General features: G+C 72.4%; 18 protein-coding genes. 12 read left to right on the top strand and 6 right to left on the bottom strand.

The features are described 5' to 3' along the window. Window position 1: 1 nt before the first annotated feature. The 3 genes from RKE50_RS00335 (at window position 2) to RKE50_RS00325 (ending at window position 4,783) form a co-directional block, all read left to right on the top strand. Window positions 2–1,291: an allantoate amidohydrolase gene (locus tag RKE50_RS00335; RefSeq protein WP_350033437.1), complete on the top strand. Its 1,290-nt coding sequence runs from the start codon at window positions 2–4 to the stop codon at window positions 1,289–1,291. After that, entirely contained in the window at window positions 1,291–3,399 is a 2,109-nt protein-coding gene (locus RKE50_RS00330; RefSeq protein WP_350033435.1) for a nucleoside hydrolase, read from the top strand. Before RKE50_RS00335 ends, RKE50_RS00330 begins: the two co-directional genes overlap by 1 nt. 172 nt (window positions 3,400–3,571) lie before the next feature. Further along, window positions 3,572–4,783: an esterase/lipase family protein gene (locus RKE50_RS00325; RefSeq protein WP_350033434.1), complete on the top strand. Its 1,212-nt coding sequence runs from the start codon at window positions 3,572–3,574 to the stop codon at window positions 4,781–4,783. A 27-nt stretch (window positions 4,784–4,810) separates the two neighbouring features. On the opposite strand, the gene RKE50_RS00320 is transcribed toward RKE50_RS00325, so the two are convergent. Beyond that, window positions 4,811–6,181: an 8-oxoguanine deaminase gene (locus RKE50_RS00320; RefSeq protein ID WP_350033432.1), complete on the bottom strand. Its 1,371-nt coding sequence runs from the start codon at window positions 6,179–6,181 to the stop codon at window positions 4,811–4,813. A 104-nt stretch (window positions 6,182–6,285) separates the two neighbouring features. On the opposite strand from RKE50_RS00320, the gene RKE50_RS00315 reads away from it, so the two are divergent. After that, window positions 6,286–7,299, top strand: a complete 1,014-nt coding sequence (locus RKE50_RS00315) for an adenosine deaminase (RefSeq protein WP_350033431.1) — start codon at window positions 6,286–6,288, stop codon at window positions 7,297–7,299. Here the strand turns inward: RKE50_RS00315 and RKE50_RS00310 are convergent. The 4 genes from RKE50_RS00310 to RKE50_RS00295 form a co-directional block, all read right to left on the bottom strand. Next, window positions 7,284–8,348: an esterase-like activity of phytase family protein gene (locus RKE50_RS00310; protein WP_350033429.1), complete on the bottom strand. Its 1,065-nt coding sequence runs from the start codon at window positions 8,346–8,348 to the stop codon at window positions 7,284–7,286. The two genes, RKE50_RS00315 and RKE50_RS00310, sit on opposite strands and share 16 nt — an antisense overlap. A gap of 86 nt (window positions 8,349–8,434) precedes the next feature. Then, a complete protein-coding gene (locus tag RKE50_RS00305; protein WP_350033428.1) occupies window positions 8,435–9,400 on the bottom strand; it encodes an ABC transporter permease in 966 nt (321 codons plus the stop codon). Continuing rightward, window positions 9,384–10,928 carry a sugar ABC transporter ATP-binding protein gene (locus RKE50_RS00300; protein ID WP_350033427.1) on the bottom strand — a complete coding sequence of 515 codons (1,545 nt, stop codon included), beginning with the start codon at window positions 10,926–10,928 and terminating at the stop codon, window positions 9,384–9,386. The genes RKE50_RS00305 and RKE50_RS00300 overlap by 17 nt, the downstream gene beginning before the upstream one ends. A gap of 12 nt (window positions 10,929–10,940) precedes the next feature. After that, window positions 10,941–11,900 carry a sugar ABC transporter substrate-binding protein gene (locus RKE50_RS00295; protein ID WP_350033425.1) on the bottom strand — a complete coding sequence of 320 codons (960 nt, stop codon included), beginning with the start codon at window positions 11,898–11,900 and terminating at the stop codon, window positions 10,941–10,943. A gap of 140 nt (window positions 11,901–12,040) precedes the next feature. Between RKE50_RS00295 and RKE50_RS00290 the strand changes: the two genes are divergently transcribed. The 8 genes from RKE50_RS00290 to RKE50_RS00255 all read left to right on the top strand — a co-directional run bounded on the left by RKE50_RS00290 (window position 12,041) and on the right by RKE50_RS00255 (window position 21,338). Beyond that, window positions 12,041–13,285 carry an MFS transporter gene (locus tag RKE50_RS00290; protein ID WP_350033424.1) on the top strand — a complete coding sequence of 415 codons (1,245 nt, stop codon included), beginning with the start codon at window positions 12,041–12,043 and terminating at the stop codon, window positions 13,283–13,285. 70 nt (window positions 13,286–13,355) lie between these two features. Further along, window positions 13,356–14,771 (top strand): xanthine dehydrogenase small subunit, encoded by a 1,416-nt coding sequence (gene xdhA / locus RKE50_RS00285; RefSeq protein WP_350033422.1) that lies wholly within the window; start codon window positions 13,356–13,358, stop codon window positions 14,769–14,771. Beyond that, window positions 14,764–17,103, top strand: coding sequence for a xanthine dehydrogenase molybdopterin binding subunit (xdhB, locus tag RKE50_RS00280; protein WP_350033420.1), 2,340 nt, complete (start codon window positions 14,764–14,766; stop codon window positions 17,101–17,103). Before xdhA ends, xdhB begins: the two co-directional genes overlap by 8 nt. Continuing rightward, window positions 17,103–17,945: a xanthine dehydrogenase accessory protein XdhC gene (xdhC, locus tag RKE50_RS00275; protein WP_350033418.1), complete on the top strand. Its 843-nt coding sequence runs from the start codon at window positions 17,103–17,105 to the stop codon at window positions 17,943–17,945. The genes xdhB and xdhC overlap by 1 nt, the downstream gene beginning before the upstream one ends. Then, window positions 17,942–18,520 (top strand): 2-oxo-4-hydroxy-4-carboxy-5-ureidoimidazoline decarboxylase, encoded by a 579-nt coding sequence (gene uraD / locus RKE50_RS00270; protein ID WP_350033416.1) that lies wholly within the window; start codon window positions 17,942–17,944, stop codon window positions 18,518–18,520. Before xdhC ends, uraD begins: the two co-directional genes overlap by 4 nt. Further along, complete coding sequence (uraH, locus tag RKE50_RS00265) at window positions 18,499–18,834, top strand: hydroxyisourate hydrolase (RefSeq protein ID WP_350033415.1); 336 nt, start codon at window positions 18,499–18,501, stop codon at window positions 18,832–18,834. Before uraD ends, uraH begins: the two co-directional genes overlap by 22 nt. Then, complete coding sequence (guaD, locus tag RKE50_RS00260; RefSeq protein ID WP_350033413.1) at window positions 18,824–20,155, top strand: guanine deaminase; 1,332 nt, start codon at window positions 18,824–18,826, stop codon at window positions 20,153–20,155. Before uraH ends, guaD begins: the two co-directional genes overlap by 11 nt. A gap of 1 nt (window position 20,156) precedes the next feature. Then, entirely contained in the window at window positions 20,157–21,338 is a 1,182-nt protein-coding gene (locus RKE50_RS00255) for a urate hydroxylase PuuD (protein ID WP_350033412.1), read from the top strand. Here the strand turns inward: RKE50_RS00255 and RKE50_RS00250 are convergent. Next, on the bottom strand, window positions 21,335–22,150 hold the full coding sequence (locus tag RKE50_RS00250; RefSeq protein WP_350033410.1) for a DUF547 domain-containing protein: 816 nt from the start codon (window positions 22,148–22,150) through the stop codon (window positions 21,335–21,337). The genes RKE50_RS00255 and RKE50_RS00250 overlap by 4 nt on opposite strands. Window positions 22,151–22,157: the final 7 nt, after the last annotated feature.

Below are 22,157 nucleotides of genomic sequence, written 5' to 3'. Positions count from 1 at the left end.
CGTGGATATCCCGCCCGCAGAGCCCGCCTTCGAGCCAAGCCCCGCCCAGCGCGCGGCGGCGGCACGGGTGATGGCGCGCTGCGACGAGCTGGCGGCCATTTCCTCCATCGAGGACGGCGTCTACCGCAGCTATCTCACGCCGGAGCACGCGCGCTGTAACGCCCTCGTCGCCGGCTGGCTGGAGGAGGCCGGCCTGGCCGCCTGGCAGGATGCCGCGGGTAACCTCTGCGGCCGCCTCGCCGCGACCGACCCCGCTGCGCGACGGACCCTGCTCCTCGGCTCCCACCTGGACACGGTGAGGAACGCCGGCAAGTACGACGGCATCCTCGGCGTGCTCCTGGCCCTGGAGGCGATGGCGGGCTTTAATACTGCGGGGGAGCCGCTGCCTTTCCACGTCGACCTGCTCGGCTTCGGCGACGAGGAGGGGGCGCGCTTCGGCACTACGCTCCTAGGCAGCCGCGCCGTCGCCGGCACCTGGGAGCCGGCCTGGTTCGACCTGCGCGACCGGGACGGCACCACCCTGGGCGAGGCGCTAAGCGCTTTCGGCTGCGACCCGGCCGCCATCGGCGGCGCGAGCCGGGCGGGCGATGACCTCCTCGGCTACCTCGAGGTGCACATCGAGCAGGGCCCGGTGCTCGAAGAGAATCACCAGCCCCTTGGGGTTGTGCCCAGCATCGCGGGCGCGCGGCGCTTCCGCGTCCGCGTGAGCGGCCGCGCCGGGCACGCGGGGACGGTGCCGATGAACATGCGCCAGGACGCGCTGGTCGCCGCCGCGGGGGCCGTGCACCTGGTGGAGCGCATCGCCGCCCGCTTCGAGATCGTCGCCACCGTCGGCCAGTTGCAGTGCTACCCCGGCGCGCCCAACGTGATTCCCGGGGACTGCGAGTTCAGCGTGGATATCCGCGCCGGCCGGGACCACACGCGGGACCTGGCGGTGGAGGCGCTGCAGGAAGAGGTGGGCCGGCTCACCGGCAGCCGGGGCATGCGCGTCGCCTGGGAGGAGACGCACCGGGCGGCGGCGGTCGAGTGCGCGAGCTGGCTGCAGCGGGTGCTCGAGAACGTAGTGCTCGAGCTCCGGCTCAGCCCCGTGTCCATCGTCTCCGGCGCCGGCCACGATGCCATGAGCCTGGCGGCGATCACCGATGTGGGCATGCTCTTTGTCCGCTGCGCCGAGGGCATCAGCCATCACCCGGCGGAGTCGGTCACGGAAGACGATGTCGCCGCGGCCCTCGCGGCGCTGGAACTGACCCTGCGGGCCCTCGCGGCCCGGGAACGAGAGGAGAACCCCTGATGCGCAGCATCCTGACACTGTTCTGTGCGCTGCTGGCCGGCAGCCTGGCGCCCGCGGTACTCGCGGAACCCGTGCCCGTGCGCGCCGTGGTCGTCACCATGTTCGAATACGGTGAGCCAACGGGCGACCGGCCGGGGGAGCTGCAGTTCTGGGTCGAGCGTGCGGAGATCGCCGAAAGCTACCCGTTTCCCCTCGGCGAGTACCCGCTGTACCTGACAGAAGAGGGCGTGCTGCTTATCTGCGTCGGCGGCGGCATTCCCAATGCGACCGCGTCCATCATGGCCCTCGGCCTCGATCCGCGCTTCGACCTGTCGCGCGCCTACTGGCTGGTCGCGGGCATCGCCGGTGCCGACCCGGAAGACCTGTCCCTGGGTTCCGCCGCCTGGGCGCGCGCGGTGGTCGACGGCGACCTCGTCTACGAGATCGACGCCCGGGAGATTCCCGACCATTGGCCCTACGGCTTCATCCCCCTGGGTGCGGACGAGCCGGCGCAGGGGCCGCAGGATGTGTCCACGGGCTGGACCCTCGATACGATCAGCTTCGCTCTGAACCCGGTGCTCGCGGACTGGGCCTTCCGCCAGACGCGCGCTGTCGCGCTGCCGGACACGCCGGCGCTGCAGGCCTTCCGCGCGGCCTACGAGGGCTTCCCGAACGCGCAGCGCCCGCCCTTCGTGACCGTGGGCGAGACCCTCTCGGCGAGCACCTACTGGCACGGCGCGCACCTGAACCGGTGGGCCAATGACTGGGTGCCGCTCTACGCGGGCAGCCGCATGGAGTTCATGACCTCGAACATGGAGGACAGCGGCACGCTCACGGCGCTACACCGCCTCGCCCGCGAGGGGCTCGTGGACCCGGACCGGGTGCTGGTGCTGCGCACGGCGAGCAATTTCACCCTGCCGCCGCCGGGAAAGACGGCCGCCTGGAGTACCACCGCGCCGTACCCGGACGAGGGCCGGCCGGCGCTGGAAGCCGCCTGGCGCGTCGGCAATGCCGCCCTCGAGGCCCTGCTCGCCGACTGGGCGAGCTTCGAGGCGGCGCCGCCGCGGCCCACCCCGGTGGTCTTCGATACGGACATGGCGATCGATGACTGGGCGGCGCTGCTGTTCCTCGCCCGCCACCCGGTCGTGGACCTGCGCGCCATTACCGTGGCCGGCAGCGGCGAGGCACACTGCGGGCCCGGCGTCGCCAACGCCCTCGCCCTGGCGGACCTGGCCGCCGCGGGCGCCGCCATCCCGGCGGCCTGTGGCGACCCGGTGCCACTCGATGGCTACTTCGTGTTCCCCGAGCCCTGGCAGGAGGACATGGACAAGCTGTCCGATGTCGCGGTCCAGCCGAGCGAGCGCGCGCCCTGGAACGGGCACGCGGTGGACCTCATTCACGCGGCGGTCGCGGACAGTGACCGGCCGGTCACGCTGCTGGCCACGGGCCCGCTCACGAACATCGCCCAGTGGCTCGAGCGCTACCCGGACGATGCGGCAAAGGTCGACCGGCTCGTGATCATGGGCGGCAACCTGCGCGAGGCGGGGAACATTATCGTGCCGGGTTTCACGGACGGTCACCCGAATACGCGGGCGGAGTGGAACCTGTACGTGGACCCGGTGGCAGCGGACCGCGTCTTCGCCGGGCCGCTCGCCGTCGAGGTCGTGGGCCTGGACGTGACCAACGATGTCCGCGTCACGCCCGCCGTCGCGGCGGAACTGAAGGCCCGGGCCGACAACCCGGCAGCGGCGTGGTGGGACCGGGTCCTCGACGCCAACGACTGGTTCATCGACTCCGGGGAGTACTATTACTGGGACGTTCTCGCCGCCATGACCGTGGTCGACCCCGGGCGTTTCTGCCGCGGCGAGACGATGCCGCTGGCGGTGGCCGCCGCCGGGACCGACAAACCCTGGCTCCCCGGGTCGGACCTCTCCATGCCCGACCGGGCCGGCGACGGCTCGCCGCGCCGGCACCTCGATGCCGCCAGCGCCGGCGCCCTGGCCCCGGCACCCGACAGCGGTCGCAGGCCGGCCACCGTGTGCCTGGAAACCGACGCCGAGGCGGCCTTTGCCCTGTTCCTCGATACCCTCACCACGCCGCTCCCCCGGGCGCCGGACGAGGAAAGCTGACACCCGCTGCGAGCCGGCGTGCCCGGCCTGGGCTAAGCTTGCCGGAGGAAAGCAGTCTTCGCAGGTAGCCGGGGTGAGCGCGGGAGACTTCCCCCCCCCCGCCGCCCCGCAAAGCTGCGATGTGCCCATGAATGCGGCCGCCACGCTGCACCTGGCAGGGAGGAGTCCACCGATGCCTGTAACCCGGGACTTGTTGCGCGGGACCGCGCGCCTGGCCTTCGACACGGTCGGGGGCGTGACTACCACGGTCGAGCAGATGCACGAGACCATCGCCCGCCTGCCGGCGCCGTGGGCCGCAGCGCCGGCGGCGCCGACGCGCGCGCACGGCCTGGTCGCCGCGGGCGTCTACTCGACGGTGCGCGGGGTGAACGGCCTGGTCGGTGCCGCCGTGGACCGCTCGCTGGCGCTGTGGCCCGACGCGGTCGGGGAGGCGCGGGAATCGGGCGTGGAGGTGAGCATCGCCGCCGCCCTCAACGGTGCCCGCGGCGACCACCTCGAGGCCACCGGGAATCCCCTCGCCATCCCCATGCAGCTGCGCACGGCGACGACACCGCTCGCGCTCGAGAGCGGGCGCCTGCAGTGCGCGCTGCCCGCGGTGAGCCCGCACCTGGTGGTGCTGGTGCACGGCCTGGGCCTGTCGGAGCGCGACTGGTGGCGCCGCGGCCGGGCCAGCATCGGCGACCGGCTCGAGGCCGGGCTCGGCTGGACACCGCTGTACCTGCGCTACAACACCGGGCGCCATATCTCCACGAACGGGCAGGAGCTGGCGACGCTTCTCGAGCAGCTCTGCGCCGCCTGGCCGGTACCGGTGGCCTCGCTGACCCTGGTGGGTCACAGCATGGGCGGGCTGGTGATCCGCAGCGCCTGCTGGTACGCCGAGGCGCGGGGCCTCGGGTGGCTCGGCCAGCTCGCCCGCGTCGCCTGTCTCGGCTCGCCCCACCATGGCTCGATGCTGGCCAAGGCCGGGCACACGGTGGATGCACTGCTCCGGCGCGTGCCCTACGTGGCGCCTTTTGCCTTCGGCGAACGGCTCAGCGCGGGCGTGGCCGACCTGCGCCACGGTGACCTCCTGGACGAGGACTGGGCCGAAAGCCCGACGGGCCTGCTGTCCGAGGACCGGCGGCGCCCCGTGCCGCTGACGCCGGGCGTTGCCTGGTACTTCCTCGCGGCCTCGGTGGGGCGGCACGAGCGCGATCCGCTGGGCGATGCCCTCGGCGACCTGCTGGTCCGCCTGGGCAGTGCGTCCGGTCACCACGACGACGATCTCCGGCGCCTCGCCGTGGAGCCGGACAACTGCCGCGTCTTCCACGAGCGGAACCACTTCGACCTGCTCGATGACGAGCGCGTGCACCGGCAGCTGCTGGACTGGTTCGGCGACGCCTGACCCTTGCGCCCGGCGCCTGCCTGACCCTCAGGCGTTCGCCTGCAGCCGCCGCGCGCAGGCCGCATGGCGGCTGCGCAGCGCATCGAGATCCACGCCCTCCAGCGCGTAGTCGCGGACGCGCCAGCGGCCGTCGACCATGACGTGCCGCGCCCGCCGGGCGCCGCTGGTGACCAGCGCCGCGACCAGGTCGCCGGCGCCGGAGAAGCGCAGGTCCTCGGCCGGATCGAAGAGGGCGAGGTCCGCGACGGCACCTACCGCCAGCCGGCCGAGAGCCGGGCGGTCGAGGAGCGCGGCGCCCCCCGCGGTGCCCCAGCGCAGGGCGTCCGTGGCCGCCACGGCCGCGCTGCCGTAGCGCAGCCGCTGCACCAGCATTGCCTGCCGGACTTCCTCCATGAGGTTGGAATGGTCGTTGGAGGCGGAACCGTCGACGCCGATGCCCACCGGGCAGCCGGCAGCCTCGAGGTCGAGCACCGGGCAGAGCCCGGAGCCGAGGAAGAGGTTGGAGGATGGGCAGTGGCTCACCGCCACGCGCGCCGCGCCCAGGCGGGCGATCTCGGCGTCCGTGAAATGGATACCGTGGGCCAGCCAGGTACCGGGGCGCAGCCAGCCGGTGGCCTCGAGGTAGTCCACCGGGCGCTTGCCGTAGTGCTCGAGGCAGAACCTGTTCTCGTCCTCGGTCTCGCCGAGGTGCGTGTGCAGCAGGGCGCCGCGCTCCGTCGCCAGCGCAGCGACCGCGGTCATGAGCTCGCCGGAGACGGAGAAGGGCGAGCAGGGCGCCAGGGCGACCTGGCACAGCGCGTCGTCCCCCGGATCGTGGTAGCGCGCGAGGAGCCGCTCGCAGTCGGCGACGATCGCGTCCTCGTCCTGCACCACTCTGTCCGGGGGCAGGCCGCCGCGGGAGCTGCCTAGGCTCATGGAGCCGCGGGTCAGTACGACCCGCGCGCCCAGGTCCGCGGCGGCCTCGACCTGCCGGTCGATGGCGTCGCCGCTGCTCGCGGAGAACAGGTAGTGGTGGTCGACGGCGGTAGTGCAGCCGGAGAGCAGCAGTTCGCAGAGCGCCAGCTCGGTCGACACGGTGACGGCCTCGCCGTCGATCCCGGCCCAGACCGGGTAAAGCGCCTGCAGCCACTCGAACAGTTCCTTCTGCTGCGCGGCGGGAAAGGCGCGGGTCAGGGTCTGGTAGAAGTGGTGGTGGCAGTTCACCAGCCCGGGCAGGAGGACGAGGCCGGCGATGGATTCGCGCCGTGCCCCCGGGGTACGCGCCTCGGCACCCGCGGGGACCAGCTCGACAATGCGGTTGCCTTCGATGACGATGCCGCCGTCGGCATCGGCGCCGGTGCCGGTCCAGCAGGCCGCCGGCCCGGCGAGCCAGCGCGGGTTGGGTTCGCGTTCCTGCACGGTCGCTCTCCGCGGAAAAACGCCTACGTTAGCACGGTCGCGTTGCACCACGGCCGGCCAGGGGCCATTATCGGGCGCCTTGATGCGCGGCGAGGAGAGCCCCCGTGAGTGAAGACTTCGAGCGCTGGATCCGCGGCGCCCCGAAATGCGAACTGCACCTGCACATCGACGGTTCGCTCAAGCCCCGGCGCCTGCTGGAGCTTGCGGAAAAGAACGGTGTCGCGCTGCCCTACGCCAGCGAGGCCGACGTGGAGGCGGCCTGCGCCTTCACGGATCTGCAGAGTTTCCTCGACCTCTACTACCACGGCGCCTCCGTGCTGCGCACGGAAGAGGACTTCTACCAGCTCATGGGTGACTACCTCGCCGTGTGCCGCAGCGAGCGCATCGTGCACGCGGAGATCATGGTCGAGCCGCAGACCTACGCGCCCCAGGGGGTCAGCCTCGACACGGTCATGGCAGGCTTCAGCGCCGCCATCGACGATGCGGGCCGGGGCTGGGGTCAGTCGGTGGCCCTGATTCTCAGCTTCCTGCGCCACCTGCCGGAAGCCGAGGCCCTGGCGCAGCTCGAGGCCGCCGAGCCCTGGCGCTGCCACTTCGCCGCCATCGGCCTCGCCAGCGCCGAGCGCGATCATCCCCCGGCGGGTTTTGCCCGGCTCTACGCCGCCGCCCGGGAGCGCGGCTACCGGCGCACCGCCCACGCCGGCGAGGAGGGGCCTGCGGCCTTTGTCCGCGACGCCCTCGATGTGCTCGGCGTCGAGCGCATCGACCACGGTGTGCGCGCGGTGGAGGACCCGGCCCTGGTCGAGCGCCTGGCGCGGGAGCGCATTCCGCTCACGGTCTGCCCCCTGTCCAATGTGCGCCTGCGTGTCTTCGACCGCCTCGCGGACCACACGCTGCCACAGCTGCTGGACGCGGGGGTGGCGGTGACCGTGAACTCGGACGACCCGGCCTACTTCGGCGGCTACCTCACCGAGAATTTCCTGGCGCTCCACCGCGAGCTCGGCCTCGACATACCCACGGCGAGGCGCCTGCTCGACAACGCCATCGATGCGAGCTTTCTGGGCGCGGCGGCGCGCGCGCAGCTGCGCGAGGACCTGGCGGCCTACGGTGCGGGTTGAGGGCCGTCCCGGAGGTCGAAGGCGTAGAGCAGGGTCCGCTGCCGGCGCGAGAAGTTGTCGTCGGCGACCAGCCAGAGGCGCAGGCCCCCGTCGCCCCGGGGTGCCAGCGCGATCCCCTCGAAGTTGTCCGTGCCCTGGCGCGGCGCCAGCCGCAGCACCCGGCGCACCGCGCTGACTTCGGGGCCGTCGGGCCCGAGAGGAAGCGCCAGCACCTCGATGTGGTTGCCGACACCCGGCAGATAGTCGCGGAGCACCGCGTAGAGCGTCGTCGCGGTCGCATCGATGCCGGTGAGAACGGGCCGGCCCCGGGGCGGGATACGCGCGCTGACCGAGGCGGTGCCGTCCGCGGCCAGCCGCGCCAGCGGCAGCCCGCCGTCGTTAAGCTCGAGCGCGAGGAACAGCTCACCGCCGGTGGCCAGGGCAAGTCCCTCGGCGCCGTGATTCGGCGCCAGCGTTCGGGTAAGACCGCCGATCGCGTCGCCGAAGACCGCGACGACTGCACCGCGCGCCGCCGCGCCGCAGCCGTCCAGGTCGAAGGCGAGGACCCGGTGGTCGTGTTCAAAGCTGACCAGCGCCAGGCTGCCGTAGATTGCCAGCCCCTCCGCGTCCCGGTCCGCCTTGTCGCCCGGCGCCTGCAGGTCCATCGGCGCCAGCCGCGCGGCGACGGGCACGCCATCATCGAGCTCGATTTCCACGAACGCGCCGCGGTCGCTGACGGCCAGCAGCGCCCGGTCGCCGCGGGCAGCGAGCCCGGAAAGGCCGCCGAAGGCAGGGGCGGGGCTCGCCAGCTGCCAGCCGCCGGCGAAGGCGGCCCCGGGCAGGTCGTCGGCGGGGTCGATCTCCGCGAGCTCCACCGGGGTGACCTCGAGCGGGATCGGGGGCAGGGCTGCGAAGGCGGTGCCCGCCGGGCAGGAGGCGCCGTGGAGCTCGTCGACGATGGGCTCGATACGCAGGGCCGGCGCGAGCGCGCGAGCGGTGACCTCCCCGGGCGGTGTTCCCGCGGGATCCCGGCACCCGGCCGCCAGCAGCAGCGTGCAGAGCACCGCCATGCCCGTCCGCCAGCCGGCCCGGCGCGAGGCACGCCCTCGCGCCGGCGCAACCGCAGGCGCTTCGGGGCCGGTCGCCGGGCCCGTATTCATCGCCGGGCGAAGCGGGCCGCCAGCGGTTCCCGGTACTGGTCGATCAGGACCGCGACGATGATGACCGCGCCGGTGATGATGCGCTTGCCGGGCTCCGAGACACCGAGCTGGGCGAGGCCCGTCTGCATCACGGCGATGATCAGCACGCCGAGGAAGCTGTTGACCACGGAACCGCGGCCGCCGGAAAGGCTGGTCCCGCCGATGACCACGGCGGCGATGGCCGACAGCTCCAGGCCGATGCCGGCGTTCGGGTCGGCGCTCTGCAGGTAGCCGAGCTGGAACACGCCGCCGAGGGCGGCGAGCAGGCCGGCGATGGCGAACACCAGGGCCTTCCAGCGCCCGGTGTTGATCCCCGAGAGGCGCGCCGCTTCCTCGTTGGTGCCGATGGCCACGAGGTAGCGGCCGAACACGGTGCGCAGCAGCAGGAACTGGGCGACGGCGACCACGGCCAGGGCGACCAGGAGTGCCGGGGACAGGCCCAGTCCCGGCAGCGGATCACCGATGGCGCCGACGGCGCCGCCGAGGTAGCGGGTCTGCGAGCCGGTGACGAGGTAGGCGCCGCCGCGGGCGATCTCGAGCATGCCCAGGGTCACCACGAAGGAGGGGATGCGCCAGTGCGCGCTGATCGCGCCGTTGGCCAGGCCGCAGGCCAGGCCCGCCGCGAGGCTGGCCAGCAGTGCTGCCGGCAGCGGCCAGCCGGCATCCACCATGAGCACGCCCATGAGCGCCGCGCAGAGCGCCATGACCGAGCCCACGGACAGGTCGATACCCGCTACCAGCAGCACGTAGGTCATGCCGACGGCGATCACCGTCAGCGTCGGGATCTGGTTGGCGAGGGTGCGGAAGGTCACCGCGGAAAAGAAATAGTCGCTCTGCAGACTGAACAGCAGTACCAGCAGCGCGAGTACGGCGACCAGGCCGAGGGAGTTCCAGGGCAGCCGGATCTCAGGGCGTCGCGGCACGGGATACCTCCTCTTCGTCGTGATCCCGGCCGTGGTAGCGGAAACAGGCCGCGAGCAGTGCCTCCTCGGTGACCGTCGCCGCGTCGAACTCGCCGGCCAGCCGGCCCCGGGAAAGGGCGAGGATGCGATCGCTCACCGCGAACAGTTCGTCGTTCTCACTGGAGACCACGACGACGCCGCGGCCGGCGTCCGCCGCCTCGCGGATCAGCGTATGAATGCGCGCCTTGGCGCTGGCGTCGACGCCGCGGCCCGGCTCGTCGAACAGCAGCACGGGAAAGTCCCGGGCCAGCCAGCGGGCGATGAGTACCTTCTGCTGGTTGCCGCCGGAGAGCTCCCGCACCGGCTGACCGGTGCCGGCACAGTGCACGGCCAGGGCCTCGCAGTAGCGCGCGGCCAGGGCGGATTCCGCGGCACGGTCGATGAGTCCGCCCGGCCCCTTGAGCGCGCCATAGCTGGCCAGGCTGATATTGCGGTCGATACCCAGCGGCAGCAGCAGTCCCTGCTCGCGCCGGTCCTCCACGACGAGGCCGATGCCGGCGGCCATCGCGTCGGCCGGCCGGCGGAAGCGGTGCGCCGTCGCGAAGCCGTCGGCGGCGAGGCGCAGCCCGCCGCGGTCGGCCGGGTCCGCGCCGAAGAGCGCACGCAGGAGCTCCGTGCGCCCGGCGCCGATGAGCCCGGCGATGCCCAGTACCTCGCCCGCCCGCAGCGCGAAGCTGATGTCGTCGAAGACCCCGCCGCGGCCCAGGCCCTCGACTTTCATCAGCGCGTCACCGGCGGCGCCGCCCGCACTGCGCGCCGGCCGCTCGAGCGGTGCGCCGGCCATCAGTTCCACGATGCGGTCGCTGTCGAGGTCGGCCGCCGCTTCCGTGGCAACCAGTTCGCCATCGCGGAGCACGGAGACGCGGTCGGCGATCTGGCAGATCTCGTCCATGCGGTGGGAGATGTAGATGATGCCGGCGCCGGCCTCACGCAGGCGCCGGAGCTCGCCGAAGAGCTGGTGGATCTGCGGGTCTGTGAGCGCGGCGGTGGGCTCGTCGAGGATCAGCAGTCGCGGCTCGTCGGCGAGAGCCCGGGCGATCTCCAGCAACTGCCGCTGGCCGACGCCGAGCCGCGCAACCGGCAGCGCCGGGTCGAGGTCGGCGAGGCCCACCCGTTCCAGCGCGGCCCGGGCCCGTTCCGCGAGGCGGCGCCGGGACAGCAGGCCCAGCCCGTTGCCGAGGCGCTGGAAGCTGAGGTTCTCGGCGATGCTGAGGGCGGGGAAGAGGTTCAGCTCCTGCATGACCATGCGCACGCCGGCCGCTTCCGCTTCGCGCAGCGAGCGCGGACGGTGCGGCCGGCCGGCCAGGGTCAACGCACCGCGGTCGGCGGCGAGGAGCCCGGTGACGATGTTGCAGAGCGTGCTCTTGCCGGCGCCGTTGCTGCCCATGAGGGCGTGAATCTCCCCGCGCCGCAGCGTGAAGTCCACGCCGCGCAGCACCGGCGCGGCAAAGGCCTTGTGCAGGCCGCTGATCGAGAGCAGGGCGTCCACGCCGGCCGGGGCTCAGAGGTCTTCCGCGGTGACGACGTCCACGGGGGTCTTGCGGTCCTGCGGCGCGGCCCCGGATTCCAGTACCTGCAGGGCGTACTCGATGCCGAAAACCGCGAGCTGGTCGCCGTACTGCTCGGCGGTCGCGAGCATGTCGCCGCCGGCGATGAGGTCGCGGGCGGCAGAGATATTGTCGAAGCCGACCACCGCCACCTCACCGCGGCGTCCGGCCTGGCGCACGGCGGCGACAGCGCCCAGGGCCATGCTGTCGTTGGCGCAGAGCAGGGCGGATAGCTGCGGGTTCTCGTTGAGAATAGCGGCGGCGACCGTGGCCGCCTTGGCCTGCTCCCAGTCCGCGGCCTGCTCGGTGACGACGGTCATGCCGGCCTCGGCCATGGCGTCGCGGAAGCCCGCGGCCCGCTGCCGGGCGTTGAAGGCGCTGGGGATGCCGCCGATGATGGCCACCCCGGCACCGGGCTCCAGCGTTTCCGCAAGGGCCAGGCCCACGCGATAGGCCCCCTCGCGGTTGTCCGGCCCCACGAAGGGGATGCGCAGGTCCATGCCGGCAAGCGCCTCGGCGTCCAGGCGGTTGTCGATGTTGACGACCACGATGCCCTGGTCGACCGCACGCTTGGCCACCGGCAGCAGCCCTTTCGAATCCGCCGGGGCGATGACGATCACGTCCACCTGCGACGCCATCATCTGCTCGACCAGCGATACCTGCTGCGCGAGATCGCTCTCGTTCTTGATGCCGTTGACGATGAGTTCGTAGCGGTCGGCGTGCTCGGCCTGGTGGGCCCGGGCGCCGGCCGCCATGCTGATGAAGAACTCGTTGGCCAGGGACTTCATTACCAGCGCGACGCGGGGCTTGCCGGGGGTTTCCGGTACCGGTTCGGCCTCGCCGCCGCAGGCTGCGAGGAACAGGAGGGTCAGGCAGGCGGCGCCGGCGGCGCGCAGGCGGCGGGGCAGGGTCATGGGGGTCTCCCGGCTGTCGGTGCGGTCTGTCGTGGCGGTGCGCTGAGTAAAGCAAGTTCCCCCCGCCGGCGCAATCGACGGCGGGCGGGTCTCTGCTATCCTTGCGCCCCTTTCCAGTCACCGACCGCCGGGGTCTGCCCATGTCATCCGCGCCCGAGGGGGCAACCGCTATTGCACAATCCCGCGCCGTGGCCGCCACGGCGCTGCTCATCGCGTGCACGCTGCTGGGCCTTGCGGGCACGGACCTGGTGCTGCCGGCGGTGCCGACGCTGCCGTCCGCGCTCGGCGGTAATGCCGCGCAGGCGCAGCTCGTTCTCGCGACCTTCGCCGCGGGCACCGGCATCGGTCTCGTGCTGTTCGGGGAGATCGGTGCGCGCCACGACAACCGCCGCCTGCTGGTGCTCGCCCTCGGGCTTTACGGCATGACCTCCCTCGCTGCGGCGGCGTCGCCGACGCTGTCCGTGCTGGTGCTGCTCCGGTTCCTGCAGGGGGTGGCCGCCTCCTGCGCGGCGGTGGTGGCGCCGGGCATGGTGCGCGCGCTGTTCAGCCCCCGCGGCGCGATGCGCGCTATCGGCTTCATCGGCAGCGTCGAGTCCCTGGCGCCGGCCATCGCGCCGATCATCGGTGTGTGGCTGCTGCACCGGGGCGGCTGGCAGGCCTCGTTCCTGGTCACCGGCGGGCTCGCCCTGGCCCTGGCGACACTCGTCGCCGTGGCGGGACGGATCCTGCCGCCGGTCGCCGCCCGCCGCAGCGGGCACAGCTACATCGTGCTGCTGACCGACCCGGTCTTCCATCGCTATGCGCTCAGCCAGGGCCTGGCCCTCGGCAGCCTGCTGGTCTACGTCTTCGGCATGCCGGTGGTGATCACGGCGACGCTTGACGGCACCCTTGGCGACTTCATCACCATGCAGGTCTGCGGCATCACCACCTTCATCATCGCCGCCAACCTGGCGAGCCGCGTGGTGGCGCGCTACGGCGCCGAGCGCGTCATCCTCGGCGGCAGCCTGCTCTCCCTGGCCGGCCTCGGCGCGCTCTTCGCCTACGGCCTGGCGGGGGGCCGCGACATGGCCGTGATCATCGGTCTCTTTCTGCCCTTCAACATGGGCTTCGGCCTGCGCGGGCCGCCCGGTTTCTACTGCGCGCTGCAGGCCTCGCACGGCGACGACGCGCGGGCCTCCGCGCTCGTGCTGCTGTTCGTGATGGCGGCAACGGCCGGGGGCACCGCCCTGGCGGCGCCCCTGGTCACCGACGGGCTCGCTGCGCTGGCCGCCGTCGCCCTCGCGCTGGCGGTCGCCGGTATCGCCTGCCTCGCGCTGCTGCCGCGCCTGGCGGGCGCGGGCACGGCGGCCGCGGGTACCGGGGCCGGGGAGAGCGGCGGCGCCTGAACGCCTGCCGCGCTGGCAAGTTATTTGCTACCGTTTACCGGATAGGCAGCGGTAGGGCGGCGCGGGTACGGTGCAGCTGACGGTCAACGGAGAAACCATCGACGCGACGGGCAGTCCGCCCTCGCAGACGCTGTTGCGTTTCCTGCGCACCCGCGCCGGTCTCTGCGGCACCAAGGAGGGCTGCGCGTCCGGCGACTGCGGTGCTTGCACGGTGCTCATCGCCCGTCCCGGCGAGGCGCCGCGAAGCGTGAACAGCTGCATCACGCTCCTCGGCAGCGTCGCCGGTGAGGCCGTGGTGACGGTCGAGGGGCTCGCCGGCAGCGAGGGCCCGGGTCGCCACCCGGTGCAGGCGGCCATGGTCGACTGCCACGGCTCCCAGTGCGGCTTCTGCACACCGGGTTTCGTCATGTCCCTCGCCGGGCTCTACGCCGGGGGTGGCCGCGGTGATGAGGCCATCCGCGAGGCCATTGCCGGTAATCTCTGCCGCTGTACCGGCTATCGCCCGATTCTCGAGGCGGGCCGGCGCATGTACGACTACGCGCCGGCGCCGGTGGTGCCCGAAAGCGGTGCGCCGGCCGCGGACGCGAACCACGGTGAGGCACTGCCGGCCGGCTATTACCGCCCCCGCAAGGAAGCCGCCCTGCAGGCCCTGCTGCGCGAGCATCCCGGTGCCTGGCTGGTCGCCGGCGGCACGGATGCCGTGCTCGAGATCACCCAGCAGTACGCGGCACCGGACCCGGTGGTCGATATCACTGCGGTAGCCGAGCTCTGTGCCGTCGAGGACCGGGGCGACGCGCTGCGTATCGGCGCGGCGGTGCCCTACAGTGCGCTGGAAGACTGTTTTGCCGGGCTGTCGCCGCCGCTCGTCGCCATGCTCGAGCGCCTCGGTTCGCGGCAGATCCGCAACCGCGGCACCCTCGGCGGCAACCTCGCCAATGGCTCGCCGATTGCCGACATGCCGCCGGTGCTCCTGGCCTGGGATGCGCGCGTGGAAATCGCCGGCGCCGACGGGCGCCGGCGCGAGGTGCCGGTGGAGTCATTCCACCGCGCTTACCGCGACACGGTGCTGGAAGCCGGCGAGTACGTCGCTGCCGTGCAGATCCCCCGGGGCTCGCTTTCGCGGCCGCACCGTATCTTCAAGCTGAGCAAGCGTTTCGAGGACGACATCTCCACGGTGCTGCTCGCCCTGTCGCTGGAACTCAGCGGCGACCGGGTGGGTGAGGTCCGGGTGGCCTACGGCGGCATGGCCGCGACACCGCTCCGCGCCACTATCGTTGAGGGCGTGCTCACCGCGGCGACACTCGACGACCGCACGATAGAGCGGGCCTGCAGCGCGGTCGCGGAGACCTTCACGCCCATCGACGACGTGCGCGCCAGCGCCGCCTACCGCCGCGCGATGGCCGCGGCATTGCTGCGCCGCGCGCTGCGGGAACTCAGGGACGGCATCGATCTCGGCATCGACGCCGTGGAGCCGCTGCATGCGTAAGCTTGCCCCGCAAGCGCCGCAGGAGCCCGTCGGCAAGGGGTCCGCGGATCCGGTCGGCAAGGGGCTGCCGCAGGATTCGGCCTGGCGCCATGTCGCGGGCACGGCCGTGTACGTCGACGATATGCCGACCTACCCGAACCAGCTGCACGTCGCCACGGGCCGCGCAACGGTCGCCCGCGGCCGGCTGACGCGCCTGGACCTGTCGCGGGTGCGGGTGGCTCCGGGCGTGGTCGACGTGATCAGCGCCGCCGATATTCCCGGCAACGGCGATATCGCCCCGGTCTTCGCTGGCGACCCGCTGCTCGCCGACGGCGAGGTCCTCTACCTCGGGCAGCCGGTCTTTGCCGTGGCGGCGACCAGCTTCGAGGCCGCGCAGCAGGCCGTGGCGCTCGCGGACATCGACTGTGAGCCGCTGGAAGCCATCGTCGATCTCAGCACAGCGGTCGAGCGCGAGTACTACGTGCTGCCGCCCCACGAATTCTGCCTGCGCGAGCCGGAGGCCGCGCTGCTGGCGGCGCCGCTGACCCTCGACGGTGAGCTGCGCATGGCCGGCCAGGAGCACTTCTACCTGGAGGGGCAGGTCGCCACCGCCGAGCCGACCGAGGAGGGCGGGGTGCACGTGTACAGCTCCAGCCAGCACCCGAGCGAGGTGCAGAAGCTGGTCGCCGGCGTGCTCGGCCTGCCCATCCACGCGGTGCAGGCGGAGGTGCGGCGCATGGGCGGCGGCTTCGGCGGCAAGGAATCGCAGGCGGCGATGCCGGCCTGCCTGGCCGCGCTGTTCGCCGTGCGCACCCGCCGGCCGGTGCGCCACCGCCTGCCGCGGCGCGACGACATGGTACAGACGGGCAAGCGCCACCCCTTCTGGAACCGCTACCGCGCGGGCTTCGACGACCGCGGGCGGCTCAAAGGCGTCAGCATGGTGCTGGCCGGTGACTGCGGCTGCTCGGCGGACCTCTCCCAGGGCATCGTCGACCGCGCCATGTTCCATGCCGACAACGCCTACAACTTCCAGGCCGCGCGCATCCGCGGGCTCTACTGCCGCACCGACAAGGTCTCGAACACGGCTTTCCGCGGCTTCGGCGGCCCCCAGGGGCTGATCACCGCCGAGGCCATGCTCGACGACATCGCGCGGCGGGTCGGCCGCGATCCGCTGGATGTGCGCCTGGACAACCTCTACGCCGAGGGCGACGTGACGCCCTACGGACAGCCCATCGAGGAGTCGGTGCTGCCGGACCTCATGCGCCAGCTCGCCGACAGCTGCGCGTACCGGGCACGGCGCGAGGCCGTCGCCCGCTTCAACGCGTCGCAGGACGAGGTCCGCCGCGGTCTTGCACTGACGCCGGTGAAGTTCGGCATCTCCTTCACCGCCAAGCACCTGAACCAGGCCGGCGCCCTGGTGCATATCTACACCGACGGCAGCATTCACCTGAACCACGGCGGTACGGAGATGGGGCAGGGGCTGCACACGAAGGTCGCGCAGGTGGTCGCCCGGGCCCTGGGCGTGCGCTACGAGCGCGTCCTCGTCAGCGCCACGCGGACCGACAAGGTGCCGAATACGTCACCGACCGCCGCATCCTCGGGCGCGGACATGAACGGCATGGCGGCGCTCGATGCCTGCAACCGCATCAAGCGCGGGCTCGTGGCGTTTGCCGCAGAGCACTTTGGCTGCGATGCCGGCGAGGTCGAGTTCGCCGACGACCGGGTGCACGCCGGCGGCGAGAGCCTGCCCTTCGAGGATTTCATCAAGCAGGCCTACCTCGCGCGCGTCTCCCTGAGCGCCAACGGCTTCTACCGCACGCCGGCGATCGATTTCGACCGCGAGGCGGCCTGGGGCCGGCCCTTCTACTACTTCGCGGGTGGCGCCGCCTGCAGCCAGGTGCGGGTGAGCGCGCTCACCGGGGAGTACCGGCTGGAGCGGGTCGACATCCTCCACGACGTCGGCGACTCCCTGAACCCGGCCATCGACCTAGGGCAGATCGAGGGCGGTTTCGTGCAGGGCCTCGGCTGGCTGACCACGGAAGAGCTGGCCTGGGACGACCGCGGACGCCTGCTCTCCGACAGCCCGGCAAACTACAAGATCCCCACCGCCTTCGACCTGCCGGCGGAGCTCGAGGTGCGTCTCTTCGACCGCGCCAACCACGCCGAAACGATCTACCGCTCGAAGGCCGTGGGCGAACCGCCGCTGATGCTCGCCGTCTCGACCTGGTGCGCGCTCCGCGACGCCTGCGCGAGCTTCTGCGACTACCGTTTCAACCCGCGCCTCGATCCCCCGGCGACGCCGGAGCGCGTCTACTGGGCCATCGAGGAAGCGCGCGCCGGGAGGCCTGCCTGATGGCCCTGCACGGCGGCAGCTGGGCGGCGGCAGCGGCGGAACGGGAGCGCCGCGGCGAGGCCTACGTGCTCGCGACGGTGCTCAGCACCGCGGGCTCCACGCCGCGGGAAGCCGGCGCCAAGATGGTCATCACCGGCGAGGACAGCTGGGCCAGCATCGGCGGCGGGCAACTCGAGTTCCTGGTGATCCAGCGGGCCCGGGCGATGCTCGCCGGCGGCACGACGCAGCAGCAGGTCGCGGGCATACCCCTCGGCGCCGAGGCGCGGCAGTGCTGCGGCGGCAGCGTCAGCGTGCTGTTCGAGCTGATCCGGCCCGGTGAGGGCGACGCGGTGGTGTTCGGCGCCGGGCACGTGGCGCGGGCGCTGGTGCCCATGCTGGCGGAACTCGCGTTCCGCGTACACTGGATCGACAACCGCGCCGAGCTGCTGTCGGCATCGCCGCCGGGCGTTCGTGCCGTGCACCTCGCCGACCCGCTGGACGCGCTCTCCACCCTGCCGGATGGTGCGGAGGTCCTCGTGCTGACCCACGACCACGAGCTCGACTACCGCCTCGTTCGCGCGCTGCTCGCGGATTTCCGCTGGCGCAACGTCGGCCTCATCGGCTCGCGGACAAAGGCGGAGCGCTTCCGCACCCGCCTGGCCCGCGACGGCATGCCGGCGGCGCTCATCGACCGCCTCGAGTGCCCCGTGGGCCTGGCGACGGTGCCCGGCAAGCGGCCGATGGCCGTCGCCATCGCCATCGCCGCGGGCCTGCTGCAGCGCGGCTCAGGAGCGGACGAAGGGCGCGACGGCGCTCTCGACTGGCGCCAGCTGCGGCGACTGCTGGAGCCCGCGACCGAATGATGACCCTGGACGAGTTCAACGCGGCACCGCCGGAAGACGCGCACCGGCTGCTGTTTCACGCCTGCCACTGCACGCCCTGGGTGGAGGCCATGCTCGCAGAGCGCCCCTTCGGCGACGCTGCCGCGCTCCTCGAGGCGGCGGCCCGGCACTGGCAGCGCATGGATGAGGCGGCGCTGCTCGAGGCCTTCTCCGGCCATGCCCGTATCGGTGACCTCGCGGCGCTGCGCGACCGCTTCGCGCCGGCGGCGCGTGAGCAGGGCCAGGTGGCGGAGGCCGATGACGAGGTGCTTGCGGACCTGCTCGCCCTGAACCGCGCCTACGAAGACCGGCATGACTTCATTTTCATCGTCTGCGCCAGCGGGAAGTCGGCGCCGGCCATGCGCGACCTGCTGCGCGAGCGGCTGCCCAACGACCGCGCCTCGGAACTGGCCAACGCCGCGCGGGAGCAGGCTGCGATAACCCGCCTGCGCCTCGCCGCCGCGATCGAGGGATTGACGGGCCAGGCGCCGGGCGGTGGGTCCGGCAACCGATTACAGCAACAGGAGACAGCCCCATGGCCGAAACAGCCACCCTGAGCAGCCACGTGCTCGATCTCGGCCGCGGCCGGCCTGCGGCGGGCCTCGCGGTGGCCCTGATCGATGCGGCCGGTGATGCCCTGGCCCGCGGCGTGACCGACGATGACGGCCGCGTGGCGAGCTGGACGCCCGCCGTCTCCCTGGTGCCCGGCGTCTACCGGCTCGTGTTCGCGACCGGTGACTGGTTCGCCGCCCGTGCGGAGGTTACGTTCTACCCGGAGGTCACGGTCGCCTTCCGCATCGATGGCGCCGAGCACTACCACGTGCCGCTGCTGCTCTCGGCCTACGGCTACAGCACCTACCGTGGCAGCTGAGGCCACGGCCGGGAGTGTCCACCGCTTTCGCGGCCGCTTCCTGCACTGCCTGCCGGAGGCCACCGGCGGTTATCGCGTCGAGTACCTCGAGGACGGCGTGCTGGTCGTCGAGGGCTCGCGGATCGCCGGGCTCGAGACGGCTGCGGCGGCCGAGGCGCAGGGCCTCGATCTCGCTGCCTGCACCGATCTCGGCGGCGACCTGGTCGTGCCGGGCTTTGTCGACACCCACGTGCATGCGCCGCAGCTCGACGTCATCGGTTCCCACGGCGAGCAGCTCCTGGAGTGGCTCGAGCGCTACACCTTCCCCGCCGAGGCGCGCTTCGCCGACGAGGCCTTCGCCCGCGTGGCCATGGCAGACTTCCTCGATGCGCTCCTCTGCCAGGGCACGACCAGCGCCATGGTCTATGCCACCAGCCATCACCACGCCACCGACGCGCTCTTCGCTGCCGCCGAGGCGCGCGGACTCTGCCTCATCGCCGGCAAGGTACTCATGGACCGCAATGCCCCCGAGGCGCTGCGCGACAGTGCCGAGGGCGGCATTGCCGAGTCCCGCGAACTGATCGAGCGCTGGCACGGCCGCGATCGCCTCGCCTACGCTGTGACGCCGCGCTTCTCCATTACCTCCTCGCCGGCGCAGCTCGCCGGCGCCGGGCAACTACTGCGCGATCACCCGGGCGTCTACCTGCAGACCCACCTCGCGGAGAACCCCCGGGAAGTGGCGGCGGTGCGCGAGCTGTTCCCGGAGGCGGCGCACTACCTCGACACCTACGATGCCCACGGCCTGTGTACCGAACGCTCGGTGTTCGCCCACTGCCTGCATCTCGAGGCCGGCGAGATCCGTCGCCTCGCCGAGACCGGCGCGCTGGTCGCCTTCTGTCCCAGCTCGAACCTGTTCCTCGGCAGCGGGCTGTTCAACTGGCAGGCCTTCGCCGCGGCCGGCGTGCCGGTAACGATTGCCTCCGACGTCGGCGCGGGCACGGACCTGTCCATGCTCGGGACCCTGGCCGACGCCTACAAGGTGTGCCAGCTCGGTGGTCACCCGCTGCCGCCGCTGGATGCCTTCCACGCCATCACCCTGGGCAACGCACGAGCGCTGGGGCTGGAGGCGCGCATTGGCACCTTGGCGCCGGGTTCGGACGCCGACTTCCTGCGCCTGAACCCGCGGGAGATTCCGCTCCTCGCCGGGCGGGTGGCCGCCTGCCGGGACATCGCCGAGGAGTGGTTCGCGTACCAGATCCTCGGCGACGACCGCCTGGTGCGCGAGACCTGGGTCGCCGGCCAGTGCCGCAACCGCGACGGGCGGCTGGTGGTGGAGGGCTGAGGTGGAGGCGACGCTCTGGGATCTCGCGGCGCTGCTGGTGCGCTGGGCGCACCTGATCTTCGGCATCGCCTGGATCGGTGCCAGCTTCTACTTCATCTGGCTGGACAACTCGCTGCAGGCACCGCCGCCGGAGAAGGCCGGGGCCGGCGTCGCCGGGGACCTCTGGTCCTTCCACGGCGGCGGCATCTACGAGGTGAGCAAGTACCGGGGGGCGCCTCCGGCCATGCCCGACCGGCTGCACTGGTTCTACTGGGAGGCCTACGCCACCTGGCTGTCCGGCTTCCTCCTGCTCTGCCTCGTCTACTACCTGCAGGCGCCGACGCTGCTCGCCGGCGAGGACACCTGGGTGCCGGGGCCTGGGGCGGCGGTGCTCGCCAGCCTGTTGTTCCTGGCGGCGGGTGTGGCGGTGTACGAGGTGCTGCTGCGCAGCCCGCTGGGCGCGCGCCAGGGGCTGTTCGCGGGCCTCATGGTCGCGTTCACGGCGCTGGTGTGCTGGCTGGCCTTCCAGCTCTTCGCGCCGCGCGCGGCGGCCCTGCACGTGGGCATGCTGCTCGGCACCGTCATGGCCGGCAATGTCTTCCTCGGCATCATCCCGGCGCAGCGGGCCTTCGTGCACAGCCTGGAGAGCGGGGGAGCGCCGCCGCTGGCGGGGCTGGCCCAGGCCAAGCTGCGCTCGACGCACAACAACTACTTCACGCTGCCGGTGCTGCTGTGCATGATCAGCAATCACTACCCGGTGCTCTACGGTCATCGCGCCGCGCCGCTGTTATTGTTCCTGCTGCTCGCGCTGGCGGCTTTCGCGCGCCACTTCTTCAACCTGCGACATCGGGGCATCGTGCGCCCCGCGATTCTCGTGATCGCCTTCGCGGGCTTCCTGGCCGTGGCCGGCTGGCTGGCCTGGGACGGCAGCCGCGCCGTGGCAGGCGCGGGGCCGCGGCTCTCCGATGCCGAGGCGCTGGCGCTGGTACAGACGCACTGCACGGTCTGCCACGCGCAGGCACCGAGCTGGCCCGGCATGGCCGCCGCTCCCCTGGGCCTCGAGCTGGAGACCCTGGCCGCCGTGGACGCGGCGGCCGCCCGCGCGGCGACGGCGCTGGGGACCGGCTACATGCCCCTGGGGAACGTGACGGCCATGGCGGACGCGGAGCGCGCGGCGCTGCTCGCCTGGCTGCGCGAACGCTAGCGCTCGCGGGGGGGAGAGGCGCTGTTGAGGCTCCAGTCGTAGTCGAGGAAGCGCACGGGCAGGTCGCCGGCCTCGAGGGCGGCACGATCTGCGCTTTGCGGTCCGAGCGCATCGGCGTACAACGCTAGGAAGGCGCCGAGGCTGTCGGCCCCGCGCCAGCCGGCGGTGAAGTCCTCCCGGTACCACTTGAACAGCGGCGAGACGGCCACGGCGTCGTCCTCGACCCGGTTGCGGCTCTCGTCGCCGAGGAAGCGCCGGGCCTGGTCCTCCAGCTGGGCGTCGAGGCGGGCGCCGAGGTAGGCCTCCCGGCGCAGCGCGGGGCAGCCGATGCTCGCGCAGTTCACCGCAAAATGGATCCGCGGCTCTTCGTAGCGGCCGCTGCCGCGGATCAGCCCGTGTTCCACGTCGTCCAGGGAGCGACGCTCGCCGAGCAGGCGGAAGAAGCGTTTCTCCCAGGGGGTGCGCAGCCAGCCGCCGAGGTCCTTGATCGATTCGAGGTCCGGCCAGCCCGACAGCACGAGGGCAATCGTGTACCCGTTGTAGGCATTGATCAGGAAGGCGAGCTGCTCGTCGTTACCCCAGCGGTCGAAGTCCGCCTGCGTCACCGCCGACAGGCTGTCGAGGTAGCGATTGAGGGCGAGCCGGTCCCGGGCGAAGCCGTCGTAGTCCACGACGGTGCTCGCACCGCCGTCGATCGGGCGCACGTGCGCTTCGAGCAGCGCGGTCCAGGGCGCGTGGTCCGGCGGGGCGGCCAGTACCGCCCCCGGGACAGCGACGGCAAGCAGCAGGACGATGCGTAGTGCGCGGATCACGGCAGGG

Origin of the sequence: Pseudohaliea sp. (assembly GCF_040217025.1) — a bacterium.
GTDB lineage: Bacteria > Pseudomonadota > Gammaproteobacteria > Pseudomonadales > Halieaceae > Pseudohaliea.
The sequence above is the reverse complement of the archived record's forward strand: the minus strand, read 5'-3'. Positions and strand labels throughout refer to the sequence as shown.